At 70.1% G+C, this 19012-nt stretch carries 18 protein-coding genes and 1 pseudogene; 3 read left to right on the top strand and 16 right to left on the bottom strand.

All coding sequences use genetic code 11. The annotated features are described in order from the left end of the window. Positions 1-57: 57 nt before the first annotated feature. From VGH85_02440 to VGH85_02500, 13 genes and pseudogenes are all read right to left on the bottom strand, one after another. Positions 58-468: pseudogene (locus VGH85_02440) on the bottom strand (4-hydroxy-3-methylbut-2-enyl diphosphate reductase). Further along, on the bottom strand, positions 465-2384 hold the full coding sequence (shc, locus tag VGH85_02445) for a squalene--hopene cyclase (protein HEY2172647.1): 1920 nt from the start codon (positions 2382-2384) through the stop codon (positions 465-467). The pseudogene VGH85_02440 and the gene shc overlap by 4 nt, the downstream one beginning before the upstream one ends. After that, positions 2381-3433 carry a polyprenyl synthetase family protein gene (locus VGH85_02450; GenBank protein ID HEY2172648.1) on the bottom strand — a complete coding sequence of 351 codons (1053 nt, stop codon included), beginning with the start codon at positions 3431-3433 and terminating at the stop codon, positions 2381-2383. The genes shc and VGH85_02450 overlap by 4 nt, the downstream gene beginning before the upstream one ends. After that, the gene (gene hpnE / locus VGH85_02455) at positions 3430-4878 is read right to left on the bottom strand and encodes a hydroxysqualene dehydroxylase HpnE (protein HEY2172649.1); all 1449 of its coding nucleotides are present in this window, start codon (positions 4876-4878) and stop codon (positions 3430-3432) included. Before hpnE ends, VGH85_02450 begins: the two co-directional genes overlap by 4 nt. Continuing rightward, on the bottom strand, positions 4875-5774 hold the full coding sequence (locus tag VGH85_02460; GenBank protein HEY2172650.1) for a squalene/phytoene synthase family protein: 900 nt from the start codon (positions 5772-5774) through the stop codon (positions 4875-4877). The genes hpnE and VGH85_02460 overlap by 4 nt, the downstream gene beginning before the upstream one ends. A 2-nt stretch (positions 5775-5776) precedes the next feature. Next, positions 5777-6685 (bottom strand): squalene synthase HpnC, encoded by a 909-nt coding sequence (gene hpnC, locus VGH85_02465; GenBank protein HEY2172651.1) that lies wholly within the window; start codon positions 6683-6685, stop codon positions 5777-5779. 281 nt (positions 6686-6966) lie between these two features. Then, positions 6967-7986: a LacI family DNA-binding transcriptional regulator gene (locus VGH85_02470; GenBank protein HEY2172652.1), complete on the bottom strand. Its 1020-nt coding sequence runs from the start codon at positions 7984-7986 to the stop codon at positions 6967-6969. Positions 7987-8014: 28 nt separating this feature from the next. Beyond that, on the bottom strand, positions 8015-9409 hold the full coding sequence (locus VGH85_02475; GenBank protein ID HEY2172653.1) for a GH1 family beta-glucosidase: 1395 nt from the start codon (positions 9407-9409) through the stop codon (positions 8015-8017). Positions 9410-9440: 31 nt separating this feature from the next. Continuing rightward, positions 9441-10394, bottom strand: a complete 954-nt coding sequence (locus VGH85_02480) for an aldo/keto reductase (GenBank protein ID HEY2172654.1) — start codon at positions 10392-10394, stop codon at positions 9441-9443. Next, entirely contained in the window at positions 10391-11215 is an 825-nt protein-coding gene (locus tag VGH85_02485; protein HEY2172655.1) for a VOC family protein, read from the bottom strand. Before VGH85_02485 ends, VGH85_02480 begins: the two co-directional genes overlap by 4 nt. 37 nt (positions 11216-11252) lie before the next feature. After that, positions 11253-12158, bottom strand: a complete 906-nt coding sequence (locus tag VGH85_02490) for a carbohydrate ABC transporter permease (protein ID HEY2172656.1) — start codon at positions 12156-12158, stop codon at positions 11253-11255. Then, entirely contained in the window at positions 12148-13107 is a 960-nt protein-coding gene (locus VGH85_02495; GenBank protein ID HEY2172657.1) for a sugar ABC transporter permease, read from the bottom strand. Before VGH85_02495 ends, VGH85_02490 begins: the two co-directional genes overlap by 11 nt. A gap of 10 nt (positions 13108-13117) precedes the next feature. Beyond that, positions 13118-14449 carry an extracellular solute-binding protein gene (locus VGH85_02500; protein HEY2172658.1) on the bottom strand — a complete coding sequence of 444 codons (1332 nt, stop codon included), beginning with the start codon at positions 14447-14449 and terminating at the stop codon, positions 13118-13120. Between the two features lie 211 nt (positions 14450-14660). Here VGH85_02500 and VGH85_02505 point away from each other — a divergent pair, with 211 nt between their 5' ends. Together VGH85_02505 and VGH85_02510 are read left to right on the top strand one after the other, a co-directional pair. Further along, the gene (locus VGH85_02505; protein HEY2172659.1) at positions 14661-15374 is read left to right on the top strand and encodes an SDR family oxidoreductase; all 714 of its coding nucleotides are present in this window, start codon (positions 14661-14663) and stop codon (positions 15372-15374) included. Positions 15375-15397: 23 nt separating this feature from the next. Further along, on the top strand, positions 15398-15898 hold the full coding sequence (locus VGH85_02510) for a 2,4'-dihydroxyacetophenone dioxygenase family protein (GenBank protein HEY2172660.1): 501 nt from the start codon (positions 15398-15400) through the stop codon (positions 15896-15898). Here VGH85_02510 and VGH85_02515 read toward each other — a convergent pair. The 3 genes from VGH85_02515 to VGH85_02525 all read right to left on the bottom strand — a co-directional run bounded on the left by VGH85_02515 (position 15888) and on the right by VGH85_02525 (position 18526). Beyond that, on the bottom strand, positions 15888-17303 hold the full coding sequence (locus VGH85_02515; protein HEY2172661.1) for an MFS transporter: 1416 nt from the start codon (positions 17301-17303) through the stop codon (positions 15888-15890). The two genes, VGH85_02510 and VGH85_02515, sit on opposite strands and share 11 nt — an antisense overlap. A gap of 175 nt (positions 17304-17478) precedes the next feature. Continuing rightward, complete coding sequence (locus VGH85_02520; protein HEY2172662.1) at positions 17479-17655, bottom strand: hypothetical protein; 177 nt, start codon at positions 17653-17655, stop codon at positions 17479-17481. 82 nt (positions 17656-17737) lie between these two features. Beyond that, positions 17738-18526, bottom strand: coding sequence for a GAF domain-containing protein (locus VGH85_02525; protein ID HEY2172663.1), 789 nt, complete (start codon positions 18524-18526; stop codon positions 17738-17740). 116 nt (positions 18527-18642) lie between these two features. Between VGH85_02525 and VGH85_02530 the strand changes: the two genes are divergently transcribed. Next, positions 18643-19012 (top strand): hypothetical protein (locus VGH85_02530; GenBank protein HEY2172664.1); only part of this gene is annotated, 370 nt, incomplete at its 3' end.

A 19012-nucleotide genomic window follows, 5' to 3' on the forward strand; every position in this document is an offset into this window, starting at 1 on the left:
ACCGTCGACGATGACCCGCAGGACGGCCCGCGGCCGGTCGCCGACCAGGTCGAGGAACGCCGCGGACTCCATGTCGATCGCGATCGCGCCGGTCTCGGCGAGTTCGGCACGGTGTTCCTGCCGGCGTACGGCGCTCTCGACGGTCAGGATCGGGCCCACGTGGACCCGCAGGCCGAGCCGGCGCAGCGCCGCCGCGAGCGGAGCAGCCGACGGGCAGCGCACCACCCGGCTGCCGCCCCGCACCTCGTCGGCGATGACGATGTCGCCGGGTGCGAGGCCTTCACGCAACGCGCCGGCGAACCCGGCGATCGCGACCGGGTCGTCCGGGCCGGTGTCGCGCCACAGACCCGCCGCGGCGCGGTGCGCGCGCAGCGGACCCATTCCGGAGCGGACCACGCGGGCGCGGGGCAACCCCGGCGCGACGGTCTGCGCCTCGATCCGTAGCGGTGCGTAGACGAGGAGAGTCATGCCCGCTCTGCTTCCTGCTCGAATGCCCGCACGTAGCGCCCCAGCGCCATCAGCGGGAAGACGAGTCGGTAGAGGTGATAGTTGATGTAGAAATCCCCGGGGAATCCGGTGCCGGTGAACTGTGGCTCATCCCACGTGCCGTCCGCTCGCTGATTGTCGACCAGCCACCGGATGCCGCGTTCGATCGCCTCGGCCGTGGTGGACGTCCTCGGCGCGTCGACGCAGAGCAGCGCGAGTAGAGCCCACGCGGTCTGCGAGGCGGTCGAGTCGCCCCGGCCGCGCCAGGCCGGGTCGACGTAGGAGCGCAGGTCTTCGCCCCAACCGCCGTCGGTGTTCTGCACGCCGCGCAGCCAGGCCAGGGAGCGCTCGATCGCCGGGTGCGAGGACGGCAGACCGGCGGCGATCAGAGCGGGGACCACCGCCCCCACTCCGTAGACGTGGTTGGCGCCCCACCGTCCGAACCACGAGCCGTCGGACTCCTGCGCGGCGAGCATCCAGTCGATGCCGCGGCGGGCCGCCGGCGAGCCGGCCGCTCCTTCGCCGGCGAGCATCTCGACCATGTGTGCCGTCACGTCGGCGGAGGGCGGGTCGATCATCGCGCCGAAGTCGGCGAAGGAGATGGCATAGGCGAGGTCGCGGGTGTTGTCGGCGTCGAATGCGCCCCAGCCACCGTCGCCGCTCTGCATCCCGGTCGACCAGGAGACTCCCCGGCGGATCGCGCCGTCGAGCCCGCTGACGCGCGCCGGGTCGACCCGGCGCAGCGCGAGGACGACCTCGGCGGTGTCGTCGACGTCGGGGTAGGTGTCGTTGGCGAATTCGAACGCCCAGCCGCCGGCGCCCAACTGCGGCCGGCGCACCGCCCAGTCGCCGTGGACGCCGATCTCCTCGTCGACCACCCATTGGCCGGCCTTCACCAGCGCCGGGTCGTCGGCGGTGATGCCCGCGTCGGACAGCGCGATCATGGCGAGCACGGTGTCCCAGACCGGCGACTGACAGGCCTCGAGCCGGCGGCCGCGTTCGTCGTCGATGAGGAAGCCGTCCAGCCCGGCCAGCCCGGCGACGATGACCGGATGGTCGGTGGGATAGCCGAGGGCGTGCAGGGCGATCAGCGAATAGACCCACGGCGGCTGGATTCCGCCCCACGACCCGTCCGCTTCCTGGCGCGCCACGATCCACTTCTCGGCCTTGGCCATCGCGTGGCGCCGGAGTCGCTTCGAGGCCCGGCGGCCGTAGGTGCGCAGCACCCGGTCGAGCAGTTCGAACCGCCCGGCCGAGCTCAGGGGGGAAGCTGACTCCGGCTGCTCGATGCCGGTCCGCAGCTCGGGCAGGTCGAACGGCAGCGGCCGCACCGGCCGGAGCGTGCTCACGATCGTCAGCGGGACTATCGTCTGGCGCGCCCAGCAGGCGAAATCGTAGATGTTGAGCGGCACCCACGACGGCAGCAGGATCAGCTCCGGCGGAAGGACCGGCACTTGCTCCCAGGACCACTGGCCCACCATCGCGAGCCAGATGCGGGTGAAGACCCGGGTGGCCTCGAGACCGCCGGACTCCCGCACGAAGTGCGCCGCGGCCTGCATGTGTGGCAGCTCAGGACCATCGCCGGCCAGCCGAAGTGCGACGTAGGCCTCCGCCGTGGTCGACAGGTCGGCCGGTCCACCGAAGAACGTCGCCCACGTGCCGTCCCCGCGTTGCTGCGAGCGGATCCAGTGGGCGGCCCGTGCGGTCTCCTCGTCGGTCCGCACCCCGAGCACGTGCCGGAGCAGGAGATCCTCGGCGTCCATCGTGACGTTGGTCTCGAGTTCGCCCTTCCACCACCCGTCGGCGTGCTGCAGGTCGAGCAGGTGTCGGGTGGCCGAGCCCAGCGCCTCGGTCGGGCCGGCGACCGGACCGGTGAATTCGGTCTGCAGGGTGCTCACTGCTGCCGCCGCACCACGTAGTCGGCCACCGCTGTCAGGTCGCGGACCGCGTCGGGCTCCAGCTCGACCGAGGTCAGCCGCTCCCGGGCCAGGGTCAGCTGGCGGTCGGCCTCGGTGCCCGCCCAGGCCCGACCTCCGGCCTTCTCGACCAGGTCGGCCTCGGCGGCGTAGCGGTCGTCGCTGTCGGCCTCGGATGGGGCCTCGGCGGCGTCCTCGGCGAGCATGCGGGCCAGCTGCTCGGCGGCCGAGCCACCGGCGGCGAGGGCCGCGGCGACCGGAAGGGTCTTCTTTCCGGCTCGTAGGTCCGACCGGACCGGCTTTCCGGTCAGCTCGGGGGAACCCCAGATGCCGAGCAAGTCGTCGACCAACTGGAAGGCGAGGCCGACGTGCTCGCCGAAGTCGGTGAGCGCGCGGACGGTGGCGGGGGATGCGCCATTGAGGACGGCGCCGATCGCCGCCGAGCACGACATCAGCGCGCTGGTCTTGTTTCCCGCCATCCGCAGGCATTCCTCCAGTGTGACGTCGTCACGCGATTCGAACTCCAGATCGTCGGTTTGACCCGTGACCAACCTGGCGGTGGACGTCGTCAGGAGCTTCGCCGCGGCCGCCCCGTCGGAGGTCTCGAGGTCGAGCAGCACCTCCTCGGCGAGCGTGAGCAGGGCGACCCCGCCGAGAATCGCGGCGGACGGACCGAACACGGTCCAGGCCGTCGGCTGGTGGTGGCGTTCGCGATCGCCGTCCATCAGGTCGTCGTGCAGCAGCGAGAAGTTGTGCACCAACTCCACCGCGACGCCACCCGGGATGCCGCTCTCGGCGGGCGCCCCGGCCGCCCGGGCGGACAGCAGGGCCATGGCGTTGCGGATGCCCTTGCCGTGGATCTTCCCTCGCTCGCGGCCATCGGCGGTGAGCCAGCCGAAGTGGTAGCCGGCGACCTTGGTCATCGACGGGGTCAGCCGGTCGACGGCCTCCCGCAGCGCCGGTTGGGAGAGGTCGCGGGCCCGGTCCAGCACGCTGGCGACGTGACCCTGATGCAGTGTCCGGGCGGTCACAGGGCTGCTCCTTGCATGGTCGGGGCCGAGATCGGATCGACCGTGGTCAGGGCGCGACGAGCCGCGTTGGTCCCGCTCCGGACGGCGCCCTCCATCGTCGCGGGCCAGCCGGTGTCGGTCCACGACCCAGCGAGGAACACGCCGGGGACATCTGTCTGGGAGCCGGGCCGGAGCGCGCCGGTGCCGGGCAATGGCCGGAATGTGGCTTTCGGCTCCCGTGTCACGAGGAACCGGCGGACACTAGCCCGGCCGGCTGCGGGGAACAGTTCGGCCAGCGCCGGGAGGAACCGGGCGCGCAGGGCGGCGACCGGTTCGTGCAGGTAGGCATCGGCGGCCGACAGCGACACGGTGAGGTACTGCCCGTCGGTCACTCCCGCGGCCTCGGTGCGGTCGAACACCCAGTGGACCGGGCCACCGTGACCGACCGCGAACGGCAGGCTGGTCACGGGCCGGTCGTAGACGACGTGCAGGTTGACGATCGGTGAGGCGCCCAGTCCGGCCAGCCGGGCCTGCTCGCGGACGGCGCCGTCGGGGAGCAGCGGCGGCAGGCTGTCGTGCGGTACGGCGAGGACGACGGCGTCGGCGCGCACCGATCCGGACCTCGTCGCCACGGTGAGCCCGGACTCGTCGCGGCGTACGCCGACGACCCTCGTCGAGGTGCGCACGTCCGCCCCGGCCGCGGCGAGCACGGCACCGGCCGGGTCGCCGTGCAGCCGGGACAGGGGGACCAGGGGGATACCGATGTCGGCCGCCTCGGCGTCGTCCAGCAGACCGGTGCGGAAGACCATCGCGGCGAGGGCGAGGGAAGTCTCGTCCGGCCAGGCATTGAGCGTCGGGACGCTGATGAGTCCCCACAGCGCGTTGATCGCCGTCGTCGACTGCCCGTGCCGCCGCAGCCAACCGCCGAAGGACTCGACGTCCAGGCGCGGATCGTCGGGGTCGAGACGGCGTAGCGCCACCAGGGCCCGGACCGCGGTGACCTTGTCGCGCAGCGACAGCAGCGGGTAGCCGCCGACGGCTCCGGCGAGGTGCAGCGGGGCGGGCAGATCGCTGCGGGTCAGCCGGTGCACCCGGCCCCCGGGTGTGATCACCGGCACCGACATCCGGTCCTGGATTCGCACCAGGCCGGCGACGCCGAGCCGGCGGAGGAAGGCCTGATAGGCGGTGCAGCAACGCAGGAAGACGTGCTGGCCGTTGTCGACGGTGAGTCCGTCGCGGGGGGAGTCCGCGTCGACGCCATGGTCGACGGAGGCGTGGTCGTCGGCCCCATGGTCGACCGAGGTGTGGTCGACGTTCGCGCCGTCGCGGGTGAAGGAGAAGGTCGCACCGCCGAGTCGCGGGCGGCTCTCGAGCAGGATGACCTGCGCCCCGCCGTCGACCGCTTCGATCGCCGCGGCCAGACCAGCCAATCCCGCCCCGACGACGCACACCGTGGGCGCGCTCATGATGGCGCCACCCCCGTCCGGGTGGACTTCAGGCCGCTGCCGACGGCCGCACGCGCCAGGCTGCCGACGGCGACCGCGACCTTTTCCCGGGTGGGCAGGGAGACCCGTCGGTCGAGGGCGATGTCCGGGCGGTCGGCGATGCGGTCGAGCAGCCGCCGGTATATCCCGGCCATGGCCGCGCAGCACGCCGCACTGCGGGCGTCGAGCATCGGGAGGAGTTCGAGTCCGCGCGCGTACCACGTGCGCGCCCGGTCGGCTTCGAAGCGCATGAGCTCGACGAGCGGCAACCGCGGCCCGGTGATCGTCCCGCTCGGGTCGAGGACGAGCCGCGCGCCGTAGCGTTCGAGGTCCTCGGCCGGCAGGTAGATGCGCCCGTTCTCCAGGTCCTCGCGGACGTCGCGCAGGATGTTGGTCAGCTGCAGCGCCACTCCGAGCGCATCCGCACGGTCCGCCGCGCCGGGACGTTCCAGGCCGCCGAACACCCCGAGGGACAACCGGCCGATCGAGCCGGCCACGCACCGGCAGTAGTGCACCAGCTCGTCGATGCTGTCGTAGCGGGCGCCGCGGACGTCGGCCTCGACGCCGTCGATGAGCTCGCCGAACGCGCCGAGCGGGATCGGGTGGTGGCGCACCGCGTCGCCGAGCGCGACGAGTACGGCGTCGTCGGCGTCGGTGCCGATGCGGTCGATGTCGGCTCTGGCCGCGGCCAGCGCCGAGAGCTTCTCCGGCACGGGAGCGTCGCCGTCGCCGATGTCGTCGATCCGGCGGGCGAAGGCGTAGACGGCCGAGAGCGCCGCCCGCTTCGACGGGGCGAGCAACCGGATCCCGTAGGCGAAGTTACGTGCCTCGGTGCGGGTTACCTGTTCACAGTGTGCGTAGGCCTCGACGGCGTGCATGCTCAGCGCCCTCCCACGAGCCGTGCCGTGATCGAACGCACGATCCGCAGCCGCCCCGGCCGGGGGTGCCCAGCCAGCACCTCGAGGTCGGCCGCCCCGAGTGCATCGAGGGCAGCCTGACCCCCGCCGACATAGCCGGCGACGGCGAGCCGGGCCGAACCCGACAGCGTGCCGACCAGCCGCGCGCCATGGCTCAGCAGCGCCTGGGTCCGGCTGACCTCGAAGGCGAGCAGACGTCGTAGCGCCGGGCTCACGTGGTCGGCCGAGAGATCGGCGTCCGTCACGCCGTACCGCTGCATGTCTTCGGCCGGAAGGTAGACCCGGTCGTTACCGAAGTCTTCAGCGATGTCCTGCCAGTGCTCGATCAACTGCAGCGCGGTGCACACCTCGTCGGAGAGCACGAGACGCTCCGGGGTGGCCTTGTCGAAGAGGGAGAGTACGAGGTGGCCGACGGGATTGGCGGACAGGGTGCAGTAGTCGACCAGCTGGTCATAGGTGTCGTAGCGCCGGACGACCTGGTCGCGACGGTTGGCCTCGACCAGGCGGTGGAACGGTTCGAGCGGCAGCTGCCGCTCCGCCACTGTGGCGGCCAGGCGCTGCAGCACCGCCAGCCGCGGCGGGGTGTCGCCGACGAGACGGTCGATGTCGTCGTCGATCGCGTCGAGCAGGGCGTCGCGGTCTCCGGGTGCCTCGTCACCGGCATCGTCGACGAGCCGGGCGAATCCGTAGAGCGCCTGCAGATGACGACGCCAGCGGGCGGGGACGAGCCGGGATGCGACGGGGAAGTTTTCCTGGCCGATTTTGACGTCGATGGTGGCGAGAGTGGCGAGGGCATCCAGCCAATCACCCTCGACCGGCCGGACGGCGGTATCCGGGCCGGGCGGCCCGAGATCACCGCGGGCTGCGTCCATCTGGTCCTCTCCCCACCTATGAGGCGCCCTCACGGTCGCCCAAGATCAGATTAGTCTTGTGAAGCGCCGTGCGGGGGATCGGGGGCATGTGTCCCGGCGTGTCATGCGCAACACAAGTCTGCGGTCGTGTTCGCCTATTCCACCCCGGGCGCTCCTTGCGTAATTCGCCGTGGTCGGACCGCACGGCGACACCGACGGTAACGTGCTGCCGCAGCCGGGTCAGCCGATTTCCGAGCACCGCGCGAGGTGTCGCGGATGGTAACGGGTGGAGCGGGTCGGTCTCAGGCGGTTTCCCGCACGACGAGGTGGGTGGGCATGACCACCCGGCGCCTGCTCTTGCCGCCCTCGATGGTGTCGACCATCAGCCGGGCAAGCCGGCGTCCCATCTCCACCGACGGCTGTGCCACCGTGGTGAGTGGAGGTCGGTGCCGGGCGCTGTTCGGGTCGTCGCCGAATCCGACGACGCAGATCTCCTCCGGTACGGCGATGCGGGCGGTGGACAGCGCACGGAGCGCGCCGACCGCGCTGACGTCCGACGCGGCCACCACGGCGTCGATCGGCACCTGCCGGCCGAGCAGGTCGTGCATGGCCAGTTCGCCGCCCTCCTCGGTGTAGTCGCTGGCGACGATGAGCCGTTCGTCGATCGGCAGTCCGACCTGCTCCATTCCCTTGCGGTACCCGGCGAGCCGGTCCGAGCCCGAGCGCATGGTCTGGATGCCGGTGATCATGGCGATGTGGCGACGGCCTTTGGCGTGGAGGTATTCGACGGCCTGCTTCGTCCCGCCGACGTTGTCCGCGTCGACGTAACGGCAGCCGGTGACGTCGAACGGCCTGCCCATGAACACGACCGGCACGCCGGTCTCCTGCAGGATCCGGCCAAGCGGGTCGCGGCGTTCGGGGGCGATGAGCATCACACCGTCGACGTGCCGGCTGCCGACGTAGTGCTGCAGCCACATGCGGTCGTCCCTGGACCGGGCGACGACGAGGATGAACCGGAACGGCGTGGTGGACAGCTCCGCGGTGACCCCCTCGATCATGTCCGCGAAGAACGGCTCGCCGAACACGTGCCGCTGGTCCTCGGCGATCACGACGCCGATGGTGTCCGAGCGGCTGGTGACCAGCTGGCGGGCGGCGAGGTTCGGCACGTAGCCGGTGGCGGCGATCGCCTCGCGCACGGTGCGCTCGAGTTCGGCGCTGACCGGAGTGGAGCCGCGTACCACCCGGGAGACGGTGGAGGGCGAGACGCCCGCCCGCCGGGCGACCCCGGTCAGCGTCGGCCGGGCGGGCCGTTCGGACCTCATCGACTCTCCTCGCCTGCGGTGCCAGGCCTCATTCTCTCCTGGCGGGCAGCGCGTTGGTGCCGGTGACGCCGGCGTACCACCGGCCACTGTCCTTGACCGTGCGCCGCTGGGTCGCGTAGTCGAGGTGGATCAGACCGAACCGCCGGGAGTTGCCCCAGGCCCATTCGAAGTTGTCCGTCAACGACCACACGAAGTAGCCACGCAGATCCACTCCGTCGCGAATCGCCCGGTGCGCGGCGCGGAAATGGCTGTCGAGGTAGTCGATCCGCTCCGGGTCGTGCACGGCGCCGTCCACGTCGAGGACGTCGTCGAACGCCGCGCCGTTCTCGGTGACGTAGAGCGGCGGTGCGTCGTACTCGCGGGCGACCCGGGTCAGGATGTCGTAGAGGCCGTCGTCGTCGATGTCCCAGCCCATCGCCGTCGTCGGGCGGCCGGTGTCGACCTTCTCCACGTCCTCCGACCCCACCCAGGTGGAGTTCGGCGCGGCCGTCGTGCCGCCCTGCGCGGCCCGGACGACGTGCCGGCTGTAGTAGTTGACGCCGAGGACGTTGAGCGGCAGGCCGATCTGCTTCTCGTCCCCGTCCAGGATGTGGTCGGTGCCGGCGATGGGCGCGAGGTCGGCGAGGACGTCGGCGGGGTAGCGGCCGCGCAGGATCGGGTCGAGGAAGATGCGGTTGCTGATCCCGTCGATCCGGCGCGCGGCATCGACGTCGGCGGCGGCGTCGCTGGCGGCGTCCGTCGGGTAGAGGTTGAGCGTGATCCCGTAGTTGAGGTCGGCCCGGGCCGAGCGCATGGCCTCGACGGCCAGTCCGTGGCCGAGCATCAGGTGATGGGCGGCGCGTACGGCCGCCGCCGGGTCCTGCCGCCCCGGCGCATGATGGCCGGAGGCGTAACCGAGGAAGGCCGCGCACCACGGCTCGTTGAGGGTGGTCCAGTCGCCGATCCGGTCGGCGAACCGGGCGTGGACCGCGGCCGCGTAGTCGGCGAACCGGAGCGCCGTCTCCCGCACCGGCCAGCCGCCGGCGTCCTCCAGCGCCTGGGGGAGATCCCAGTGGTAGAGGGTCACCCAGGGGCGGATCCCGGCGCCGAGCAGCTCGTCGAGGAGCCGGTCGTAGAAGGCGACGCCGCCCGGGTTGAGCTCGCCCCGCCCGTCGGGCTGGAAGCGCGGCCACGCGAGGGAGAACCGGTAGGCGTTGACTCCGAGCTCACGCATCAGCGCGACGTCTTCGGGATAGCGGTGGTAGTGATCGCACGCCACGTCACCGGTGTCGCCGCCCTGGATCTTCCCGGGGGTGTGGGCGAAGGTGTCCCACACCGACCGGCCGCGACCGTCCTCGTCGACCCCGCCTTCGATCTGGTAGCTCGCGGTGGCGGTGCCCCAGAGAAAGTCCGCCGGGAAGTTGATCGGCTCACGGTCAGGCACGTCGTCTCCTTCGGTTCCGGGTTCTTGACGGTCAGTACAGCCAGTGTTCGGCGCCGGGGACGTGGTCGGCCAGCTCCGACCAGAGCTCCGCCGGGATGTCGTACGACGCCTGGCCGACGCATTCGTCCACGCGTTCCGGGCGGGAGAACCCGACCACGGTGGATGCGACCCGCTCGTCGCGGACGGAGAACTGCAGTGCGGCGGCGACCAGGGGGACGCCGTGTCTCGCGCACGCCGCCTCCATCGCGCGGGCCGCCGCCAGCACCTCGGGCGGGGCGCTGCGGTAGGCGTAGCGGTCGGAGGACCCGGTGCCCTTGGCGAGGATGCCCCCGCCGAACACCGCCGCGTTGACCACGGCGACGCCCTCCTTGACCGCCGTGTCGAACAGCGGACCGGCCGACCGGTCGAGCAGGGTGTAGCGGTTGTGGGACAGCAGCACCTCGAAGACGCCGGTCTGTACGTACTGCTCCATGAGGGCGACCGTGCCCCCGGCGACCCCGAGGTGCTCGGCCAGCCCCTCGTCGCGGATGCGCGCCATCGCCTCGACCGGCCCGCCGGCGGCCATGCCGGCGTCGAAGCTGATCTGCTCGGGGTCGTGCAGGTAGAGGAGGGGGATCCGGTCCAGGCCGAGACGCTCCAGGCTCTCCTCGAGGGAACGGCGTACCCGCGCGCCGGAGAAGTCACCGGCGTCGTCGGGGTCCACCTTCGTCGCGAGGACGAAGCCCGGCGGCAGCCCGCCGGCGGCGCCGACCGCAGCGCCGATACGTCGCTCGCTCTCCCCGCCGCTGTAGCCGTTGGAGGTGTCCAGGAAGGTGATCGGTCCGGCGAGCACCCGGGCGGCGGTGTCGATCCCGCGTCGGGTCGACACCTCGTAGCCGAAGTTCGCCGGCATGCTGCCGAGCACACCGCCCCCGGCGCAGACCGCGGAGACCGTGAGCCCGGTGCGCCCGAGCGGCCGCAGCCAGTTGCGGGGAACCGCGGTCATCGCTGCGCCTCGACCCGCACCGGGAACCCGTCGCGGTCGGTCACCAGGCCCGGTACGGAGCCCGCAGGCTTCGCTCCGGCGTCGGTCAACCGGGCGATCGCGGCGGCCGGGTCCGGGTCGACGAAGGCGACGCCCTGGAAGCCGGGCGTTTCGGTGCCGACCTGCCAGGGAGTCTCCTCCTTGTCCGCGGTGTAGGTGAACACCTCCAGCACGGTGCCCTGCGCGTGCAGGTAGGTGATCTCGAAGCCGCGGGGATCGGACTTGTGGAAGAGCTGTCCGGCGACGCCGAAGCCGAGTCCGGACGAATAGAGGTCCACGGTGTCCGGCATCCGGTCGACGGTGACCGCGACGTGGTCGAAGCGGGGAGTGGTCGGCGCCGGCTGGGCGCGCTCGGCCGCGACGAGCCCCTCGTCCCACACCTTGTGGTAGTCCAGATCACCCTGGATGAACTCCAGCAGGGCCCCGTCCGGGTCGAAGAAGAAGGCGATCCGCACTCCGCCGGTCGCGTCGAGCGGCTCCAGGTGGAAGCGGACGCCTTCGTCGTGCAGGGCGGCTACCCGCCGGTCGAGGTCGGCCACCTTGAACCCGATGTGCCGGAAGCCCTTCTGCAGGTCGTCGGCCCGCCAGGCGCTGTCCGGGGCGGTGGCCCCGATCTCCTGCAGGCGAAGGGTCGCGGGCCCGGCGGACAGCGCCGCACGGCGTCGTCCGTCCCGGTTCGAGCGGGAGTCCTCGGTCAGGTCCAGCAGACGGGTGTAGAAGTCGACCGAGCGGTCCAGGTCACGGACGTTGAGGTCGACGTAACGGATCGGGTGTGCCGGCACGGCGGGTCCTTCCGGGAGTTCTGCTGCGTGGATGTGGTCAGTTCTTCACGGCACCGAGCGTCATGCCGGCGACGAACTGCCGCTGCATCCGCACGTAGACGAGGATGACAGGCAGGACGGACATGGTCAGCGCGGCCGTCAGGGCGGGCCAGTTGGTCGAGTATTGACCGACCAGGGTGAACAGCATCGGTTGCAGCGGCAGCCGGCCGGTCGTCTGGATCACCGTGTTCGCGTAGAGGAACTCGTTCCACGTCGCCAGGAACTGGAAGATCACCACGGTCGCGATGCCGGGGCGCGCAAGCGGCATCATGACCCGCCAGAACACCCGGAACTCACCCGCCCCGTCGACCCTGGCAGCCTCGACCAGTTCCATCGGCAGGGTCTCGAAGAAGGCGCGCATGAGGAACATCGCGAACGGCGCTGCACTGCCGATGTAGAGCAGCACGAGACCCTGGCGGGTGTCGAGCAGGTTCAGGCTCTTCAGCTGCAGGTACAGCGGGATGATCAACGCCGAGGCCGGCATCATCAGCGTGCTCAGCAGCACGAAGTACAAGGTGTTGCGCAACGGGAAGCGCAGCATCGCGAACGCATAGCCGGACAGGGTGGCTAGCGCCAGCGTGCCGACGACGGTCAGCGAGGTGATGACCAGGCTGTTGAGGAAGTGGCTGCCGAAGTGGATGGTGTGCCACGCCTCGCGGTAGGCCGAGACGGTGAATTGCGTCGGGATGAACGGACCGCCGAAGACCGTGTTGCTCGACCGCAGCGAGGTCAGCACCATCCACAGCAGCGGGAAGACCATCACGACGGCCAGCACGAGCAGGACGACGAAGCCGGCCGACCGGAAGCCGGTCTGCCGCCGGTCGTGGTGCGGCCGGTGGGCGGCGGCTCCCGGGCGGAGCGGATCCGGCGTGCGGAGTGGCTGGAGCGTCGTCTCACCGGACATCGGCGGTCGCCCTCCGGTTGATGGCGAACTGGACGATGACCGCGGCCATGCAGAGCGCCATGATCACGATGCTGATCGCGGTCGCGTAGCCGATCTGCGGTGCCGAGCCGGACAGGCTGCCGAAGGCCAGGCTGTAGAGGTAGGTGCCCAGCACCTCCGAGGCGTGATTCGGGCCGCCGCGGGTCATGACGTAGACGATGTCGAAGGTCTTGAACCCGTTGATGAGGTTCAGGGCCACCACGACGCCGGTCACCGTGCGCAGCATCGGGACCGTGACGTTGCGCAGCCGCTGCCACGCATTGGCACCGTCGACGAGCGCCGCCTCGTAGAGCGTCGGATCGATGCCCTGCAGCCCGGCGAAGAAGATCAGCATGTACAGGCCGAGCGACTGCCACAGTGACACCACGATGATCGCGGGCACGACGAGGGCCGGGTCGCCGAGCCACTGGTGCTGCCACGACCGCAGGCCGATGTCGGCGAGCAACCGGTTGAGAGTGCCGAGGTTTGGGTCGTAGATGAGTTGCCACAGCACGCCGGTGACGACGAAGGAGACGACTCCGGGGATGAACAGGATCGTCCGGAAGACGATGCCGGCCCGACGCCATCCGGCGTTGATGAGGATGGCGATGAGCATCGGCAGGATGGTCTGCAGCACGGTGGTCACCGCGGTGAACACGACGGTGATGAGCAGCGCCTTGCGGAACACCGCATCGCCGGCCAGCCGGCTGTAGTTGTGCAGTCCGGTGAAGGTCGGCGTACCGAACCCGGTCCACGAGGTGAAGCTCAGATAGATCGAGTGGATGAGGGGCCAGCCCACGAATGCCGCGAAGAACACGAGCGTGGGGAGGACGAAGGCGTAGCCGACGTAACGTTCACGGCGGTTGCGGCGGGACGGCAGTCGACGCCGGCGGACGGTCGCGGTCCGGGTGCGCTCGACGGTGGAGGTCATGCCGGCGCGGTCAGCCGCGCGCCGACTTGACGGCCTTCTGCATGTTCTTCGCCGTCTGCTCGGGCCCGGTCGATCCGGCGATGAGTGCGGCCAGCGGGTCTGCGGTCGCGCTGGATCCCTTGCCGAAGAGGATGTGCGGGCAGCCGTTGCCCTGCAACAACCAGGAGGTCATCTGCTTGAGCACCGGGTCCTTGACCTGCTGCGCGGCGGACTTGGTCGACGGCATGCTGTTCGAGTCGTTCATCGTCTTGGCGTAGCGGTCGGTGTCATAGAGAAACCTGATGAACTCCAGCGCGGCGGCCTTGTTCTTGCTTGTCTCGCTGACGGCGAGCCCGGCGCCGGCCTGGTTGGCGCACCAGTGCTTCGCGCCGGCTTTCGTCGTCGGAGTCTGCATGACCTTGTAGGACTTCTGGAAGCTCTTCGAGGCGTTCTGGACGAAGTCCTGCGGGGCCCACGAGCCGTTGAACAGCATTGCGGCCTTGCCGGTGTAGAAGAGCTGCTCGGCCTGGTTGGTCTCGGTGGCGTTGACGCCGTCCTGGAAGGCGCCGCCCTTCACGAGCTTCTGGACGACCGCGAGGGCCTGGACCACCGACGGATCGAGCCAGCTGGCACCGTCGGTGAGCTGGTCGAGCTTGAGGACGAAGGTCGGGTCGTTCTTGATCTGGGTGATGATGGGCAGGAAGAAGTCCAGACCACTGGTGCCGGGGTTGTTGGCGAACAGGGTGCCGATCTTCCCGGTCTTGGACTTGATCGCGGTGGAGGCGCTCAGCAGGTCGTCCCACGTCTCCGGCTCGTCGACGCCCGCCTGCTTGAGGATGGCCGGGCTGTAGAAGATGCCGAAGGTCTGAGCCATCCAGCCGAGGGCGTACTGCTTGCCCGCGTCGGTGTACTCCTGGTTGGTCGAGTCGAAGAAATCGCTGGTGAAGCTGTTGCCGAGCTCCTTGGTCAGGTTCGCCGAGATCCCGTTCTTGCCGTACTGCATGGCGAGCACGTGCGGGCCGAAGATCTCCGGCGGATCGCCGCCGGCGACTGCGGCCTGCAGGGCGGGCAGATAGGAGTTCGTATCACCGAAGATCCGGTTCTCGATCTTGATGTTCGGGTGGGCCGACTCGAACTCGGTGATCAGCTTCGGGAAGATCGACTGCTGCTGGGTGTACCAGGTCCACATGCGGACCGTCGGCTTCCCCGATGCGGTGCCTCCGCTGCTTCCGCTGCCCTTGTCGCAGGCAGCCAGCAGCGGCGCGGCGCCGAGGCCGGCGATGCCGGTGGCCGCCGCTTTCAGGATCGTCCGGCGCGACATGCCCGCGACGGGGAACTTCTCGGAGACCGGTGTGGCGGGCATGGCTACCTCCTGGGCGGGTCGGCGTCCGCGCCATGTTTCACCGGCTCTGACAGCGCTGTCAAGACACTCGGAAGGATTTTGTGAGAGCGCTGTCATCTGAGTCTGGCAAGCGCTTCCCGCCTTGACAGTGCCGTCCGGTCCGGCGCAGCATCAGAGGCCATCCGGCCCGCCTCCCGCGGTCAAATGACCGCCCATCCTCCCCGGGGGTTCTGTGCAACACGGCGATCCGCCCACCGTGATCGTGGTCGGGGGCACCAGCGGCATCGGAGCCGCCGTCGCGTCGTCATTCATCGCCTCCGGTGCCCGGGTGCACGCGCTGGGTCTGCGCGCGGAGGCCGCACCCGAGTCGCTTCGGCGGGACGCGCACGTCGCCGAGCTCGACGTCACGGAGCCGGAGGCACTGGAGTCGGCGATCGGTCAGGTGCCGCAGCTGCAGGTACTGGTGAACGCAGCCGGGATCATCCGGCGGGACGCAGAGTTCGAGCCCCAGGTGTTCGCCGAGGTGCTGCAGGTCAACCTGGTCGCCACCATGCGCGCCTGCGTCGCCGCCTACCCGGCGCTGAAGGTCACCGGTGGCAGCATCGTGAACCTCGCGTCCATGTTGAGCTTCTTCGGCGGCGCCCGGGTGCCGGGCTACGCCGCGAGCAAGGGCGGGATCGCCCAACTGACGAAGTCATTGGCGGTGGCCTGGGGCCCCGACGGGATCCGGGTCAACGCCGTGGCCCCGGGATGGATCCGCACCGAACTCACCGGGGCGCTCCATTCGGACGCCGCGGCGAGCGACCAGATCGTCGGACGCACCCCGCTCGGCCGGTGGGGGGAGCCGTCCGACGTCGCCGACGTCGTGGCGTTCCTCGCCGGCCCGCAGGCGCGGTTCATCACCGGGGCTATCGTCCCGGTCGACGGCGGCTACCTGGCCGCCTGACGATACGGACGAGGAGTGATCGGATGACATCGTCGGGCGTAGTCATCGCCCCGTCGGCCTACATCCCCGCGGAGATCGCGATTCCCGCGGTGCCGGAGGACGAGCGGCTGTGGGTGCCGCAGGCGGACAACGTGTGGTTCCGGCCCCTGATGTTCAACACGGTCATCGGGCAGTGGTGCAACCTGCTGAAGGTCACCCGGTCCGGCATCGTGTCGCGTCACCGGCACCCGGGTGCGGTGTTCGGCTACGTCATCCGGGGCAAGTGGCACTACTACGAGCACCCGTGGGTCGCCGAGGCCGGTCATTTCGTCTACGAGCCGCCCGGCGAGATCCACACGCTGTCCGTGCCCGAGGACTGCGACGAGATGATCACGTTCTTCAACATCTCCGGGGCGATGATCTACGTCGACGACGATGGGGTGCAGAACGGGTACGAGGACGTCTTCACCAAGATCGACCGGTGCCGGGCGCACTACGAGTCGGTCGGCCTCGGCGCCGACTTCGTGCAGCAGTTCATCCGCTGACCCCGACCGCGACCTGCTCGTCGGCGTACTCGTGGTCGCCGCGGTAGCCGTCGATGTTCTTCGGCAGCACGAACGTCGCGGCGAAGATTCCGATCAGCGGGAAGATCAGCACAAGTAGCGTTGCGGCGCCCTTGCCGATCGCGTCGAAGAGCGTCGGGAACACGAGGATGGAGAAGAAGGCGGGCACCTTCACGAAGATGTAGGCGAACCCGCTCGCCGTCCCGCGATACTGCGGGGGAGCGACCATCGACGAGATGGTCATGCAGTTCTCGGCGTCCCAGTAGTGGCCCCACAACATGATCGCGGCGGCGATCGGAACCAGTACGAGCGTGTCGGTGAAGATGCCGATCGCCGCCATGATCAGCGCCACGACGACCATGCTGAAGCCCCACAGGGACAGCCGGCGCTGGCCGATGCGGTGCAGGATCGCCGGGCCGACCCAGCCCGAGATCGCGGCCAGGACGTAGAGCGCAAGGGTGATCAGGTTGCCGGACTTGACACCTGATACGCCGAGAAGGACGAGCAGGATCGGAAGGTAGAAGGCGAAGGTCGCGAACTCGCCGCCCTGCGCGAGACCGCTCAGCCAGCCGAAGACGCTTCCGCGCCACCGGGTCTCGTCCTTGCGGATCGCTTTCAGGAAGCTCCGCAGCCGCGGCCTCGGGACGTCGACGTCGCTGTCGGGAAGCATGTCGAGGGGATCGCCGTAGGTGTCGGCGGCGACCTGCTTGGCCTCGCGGAACCGGCCGCGCGCGACCAGCCACACCACGGTCTCGGGCAGCTTCATCCGCATGACGAACAGGACGATCGCCGGCAACGCCGACAGGCCGAGAATGATGCGCCAGAGATACTCGTGACCGATGCCCGACCAGAGCAGCACGGTGACGACCGCGATCGCGATCACCTCACCGACGGCGAACATGAACTGCCACCGGTTGCCCATCACCTCCCGCTTGCTGGCCGGGAGGGACTCCATGATGTAGGTGTAACCGTTGGAGATGTCCATGCCGAGCGGGACTCCGAGGACGAACCGGAGGGCGGCGAGGACGAGCATGTTGGGTACGAAGGCCTGTGACGCGCCGACGATGATGAACGTCACCATCGTCGCGATGAACACGGCGCGCCGGCCGACGCGATCGGACAACCAGCCCCCGAGCAATGCACCGACGACTGCGCCGGCCTGGGTGCCCGCGGACGCGAGCCCGAGCAGGAAACTGCTCGGGTGGTACTGCTCCTGGAGAAACACCAGGATGAAGGCGATCGAGTAGAGGTCCCACGACTCGATGAAGATCGAGGCGATCATCAGCCAGCCGGTGCGGTTGCCCTTCGGGCTGTAACTGTCGACCAGATGCCGTGTCGTCCGCTGGATGAGTTGTCGGTCGTCGGCGCTCGCTACCGGCAGTGCCATATCCGTCGCAAATCCTTCCGAAGTCACGGCGCCACGGCGTGATCACGCGTGCTGCTGGTCGCCGTGCCGCCGGTGGGTCGCGTGGTCCGGTGATCAGACCTGGGCGGAGCCCTCTCGGGGCGGACGGCAGATTACGGACGCCACCTGCGCGGTGTCAACGCAAACGGGGCGGATTTCAGCCGGCGAGGGAATGCCGGGCGGGCCTCGTGGCGCGCGCGAGGCGGGCAGCGACGACGCGCTGGGCCTGCGCCCGGGCGTCGCGGCGGACCTCGGCGAAGTAGATGGTCGGGTCGAGCAGGCCGCTCACCCAGTCGCGTCCCTGCGCGTCGATCACTTTTTCGCGCTTGACCACGGCTCCTCCTTCGACGTTCATCCCGATCATACCCGCCGCAACGCGACACGGCGGTCCGCGCGGCGCCGGTCCGGAGGTGGTCTCATGTCGCCTGCACCAGGCCCGAGCCGAGCAGGTTGGCGAGGACGCGCACCAGTTCGACGTCGATCTGGGACAGCTCACCGACATCGGTCGCATCGACGGTGAGCATGCCGAGCCGCTGCGCGCCGGCGGTGACGGCCACCGCGATCACGGTGCGGTAGTCGCCCTCCGTCGAGGGGATCACCAGCGGGTCGGCGTCGGTGTCCTCGATATAGACGAGGTCACCGCGGTCGACGAGGTCGAGAACGACGTCGCCGTCATCGGTTCCCCGGACGAATTCGTCCCGCGGCAGGGTCGACCGGCCGGCGTAGGCCTCCCGGGTCAGGCGGGTGCGGTGCGAGTCGGCACGGTAGAAGGCGCTGCGCGCGTCCGGCGCGGTCAAGAGAACGGCGGCTTCGACCACCGCCTGGCGCAGTTTGCCGGCGATGGTCGCCCGGGACGATCTCCCGGACGCGTCGCCCATCTCCCCGAGATAGCTCGTGATGGGCGCGAACGCTCCGTTGAGGGCGGTGCCGAGCGCCTCTTCGGCATCGACGGCGATCTGGGCCGCGCCCCGGATCCGGCGGGCGTCGCGGATCTGCTTCAGGGCGCCACAGAGGACCACGACGCCGGTCAGCGCCGCGCCGAGAGCGAGCAGCAGGATCCGCCGGCCGCCATGGGAGATCCCCGCCTCGGCGGAGAGCATGTAGGCACCGCCCGCGGCGGCGACCGCGAGGAGGTTGAGCAGACCGCCGATCCAGCGTGGCCGGAGCCATTCCCGGAAGTCGGTGTCCTCGGCGGCGCCTACCAACGCGTCCCCGGACGTCGTCCACCGTTGTTCATGTCGGGGAGCGTAGCGCCGAACACCGACAAATCGCCTCGAGCGCAGCGGTACCCCAGCGGGAGTCGCCGTGGGAAGATCAATTGATGTCGGCGTACCGGAAAATGTTCTTCTCAGTCGCGGCGGCGACGGTCCTGACCGTCTCGCTCATCGCGCCGGAGGCGTCGGCGGCGCCTCTCGCGTCCCCGACGCCCGCATCGGCCGGTGCTCCGAGCGCCGGTGCACCGGGGGCGGGCGATCCGTACTTCCCGCGCCAGGGCAACGGCGGCTACGACGTCTCCTCCTACCGGCTGCACGTCAGCTACGTGCCGGCCACCCGCAGGCTCGACGGCGTCGAACATCTCGCGGCGCATGCGACCCAGTCGCTCAGCCGGTTCGACCTCGACCTTCGGCACAATCTCACCGCCACTGCAGTCCGGGTCGACGGCCGGCCGGCGCACGTCGCCCAGCCCGCCG

This window comes from Mycobacteriales bacterium (genome assembly GCA_036497565.1).
Taxonomy (GTDB): Bacteria; Actinomycetota; Actinomycetes; order Mycobacteriales; family QHCD01; genus DASXJE01.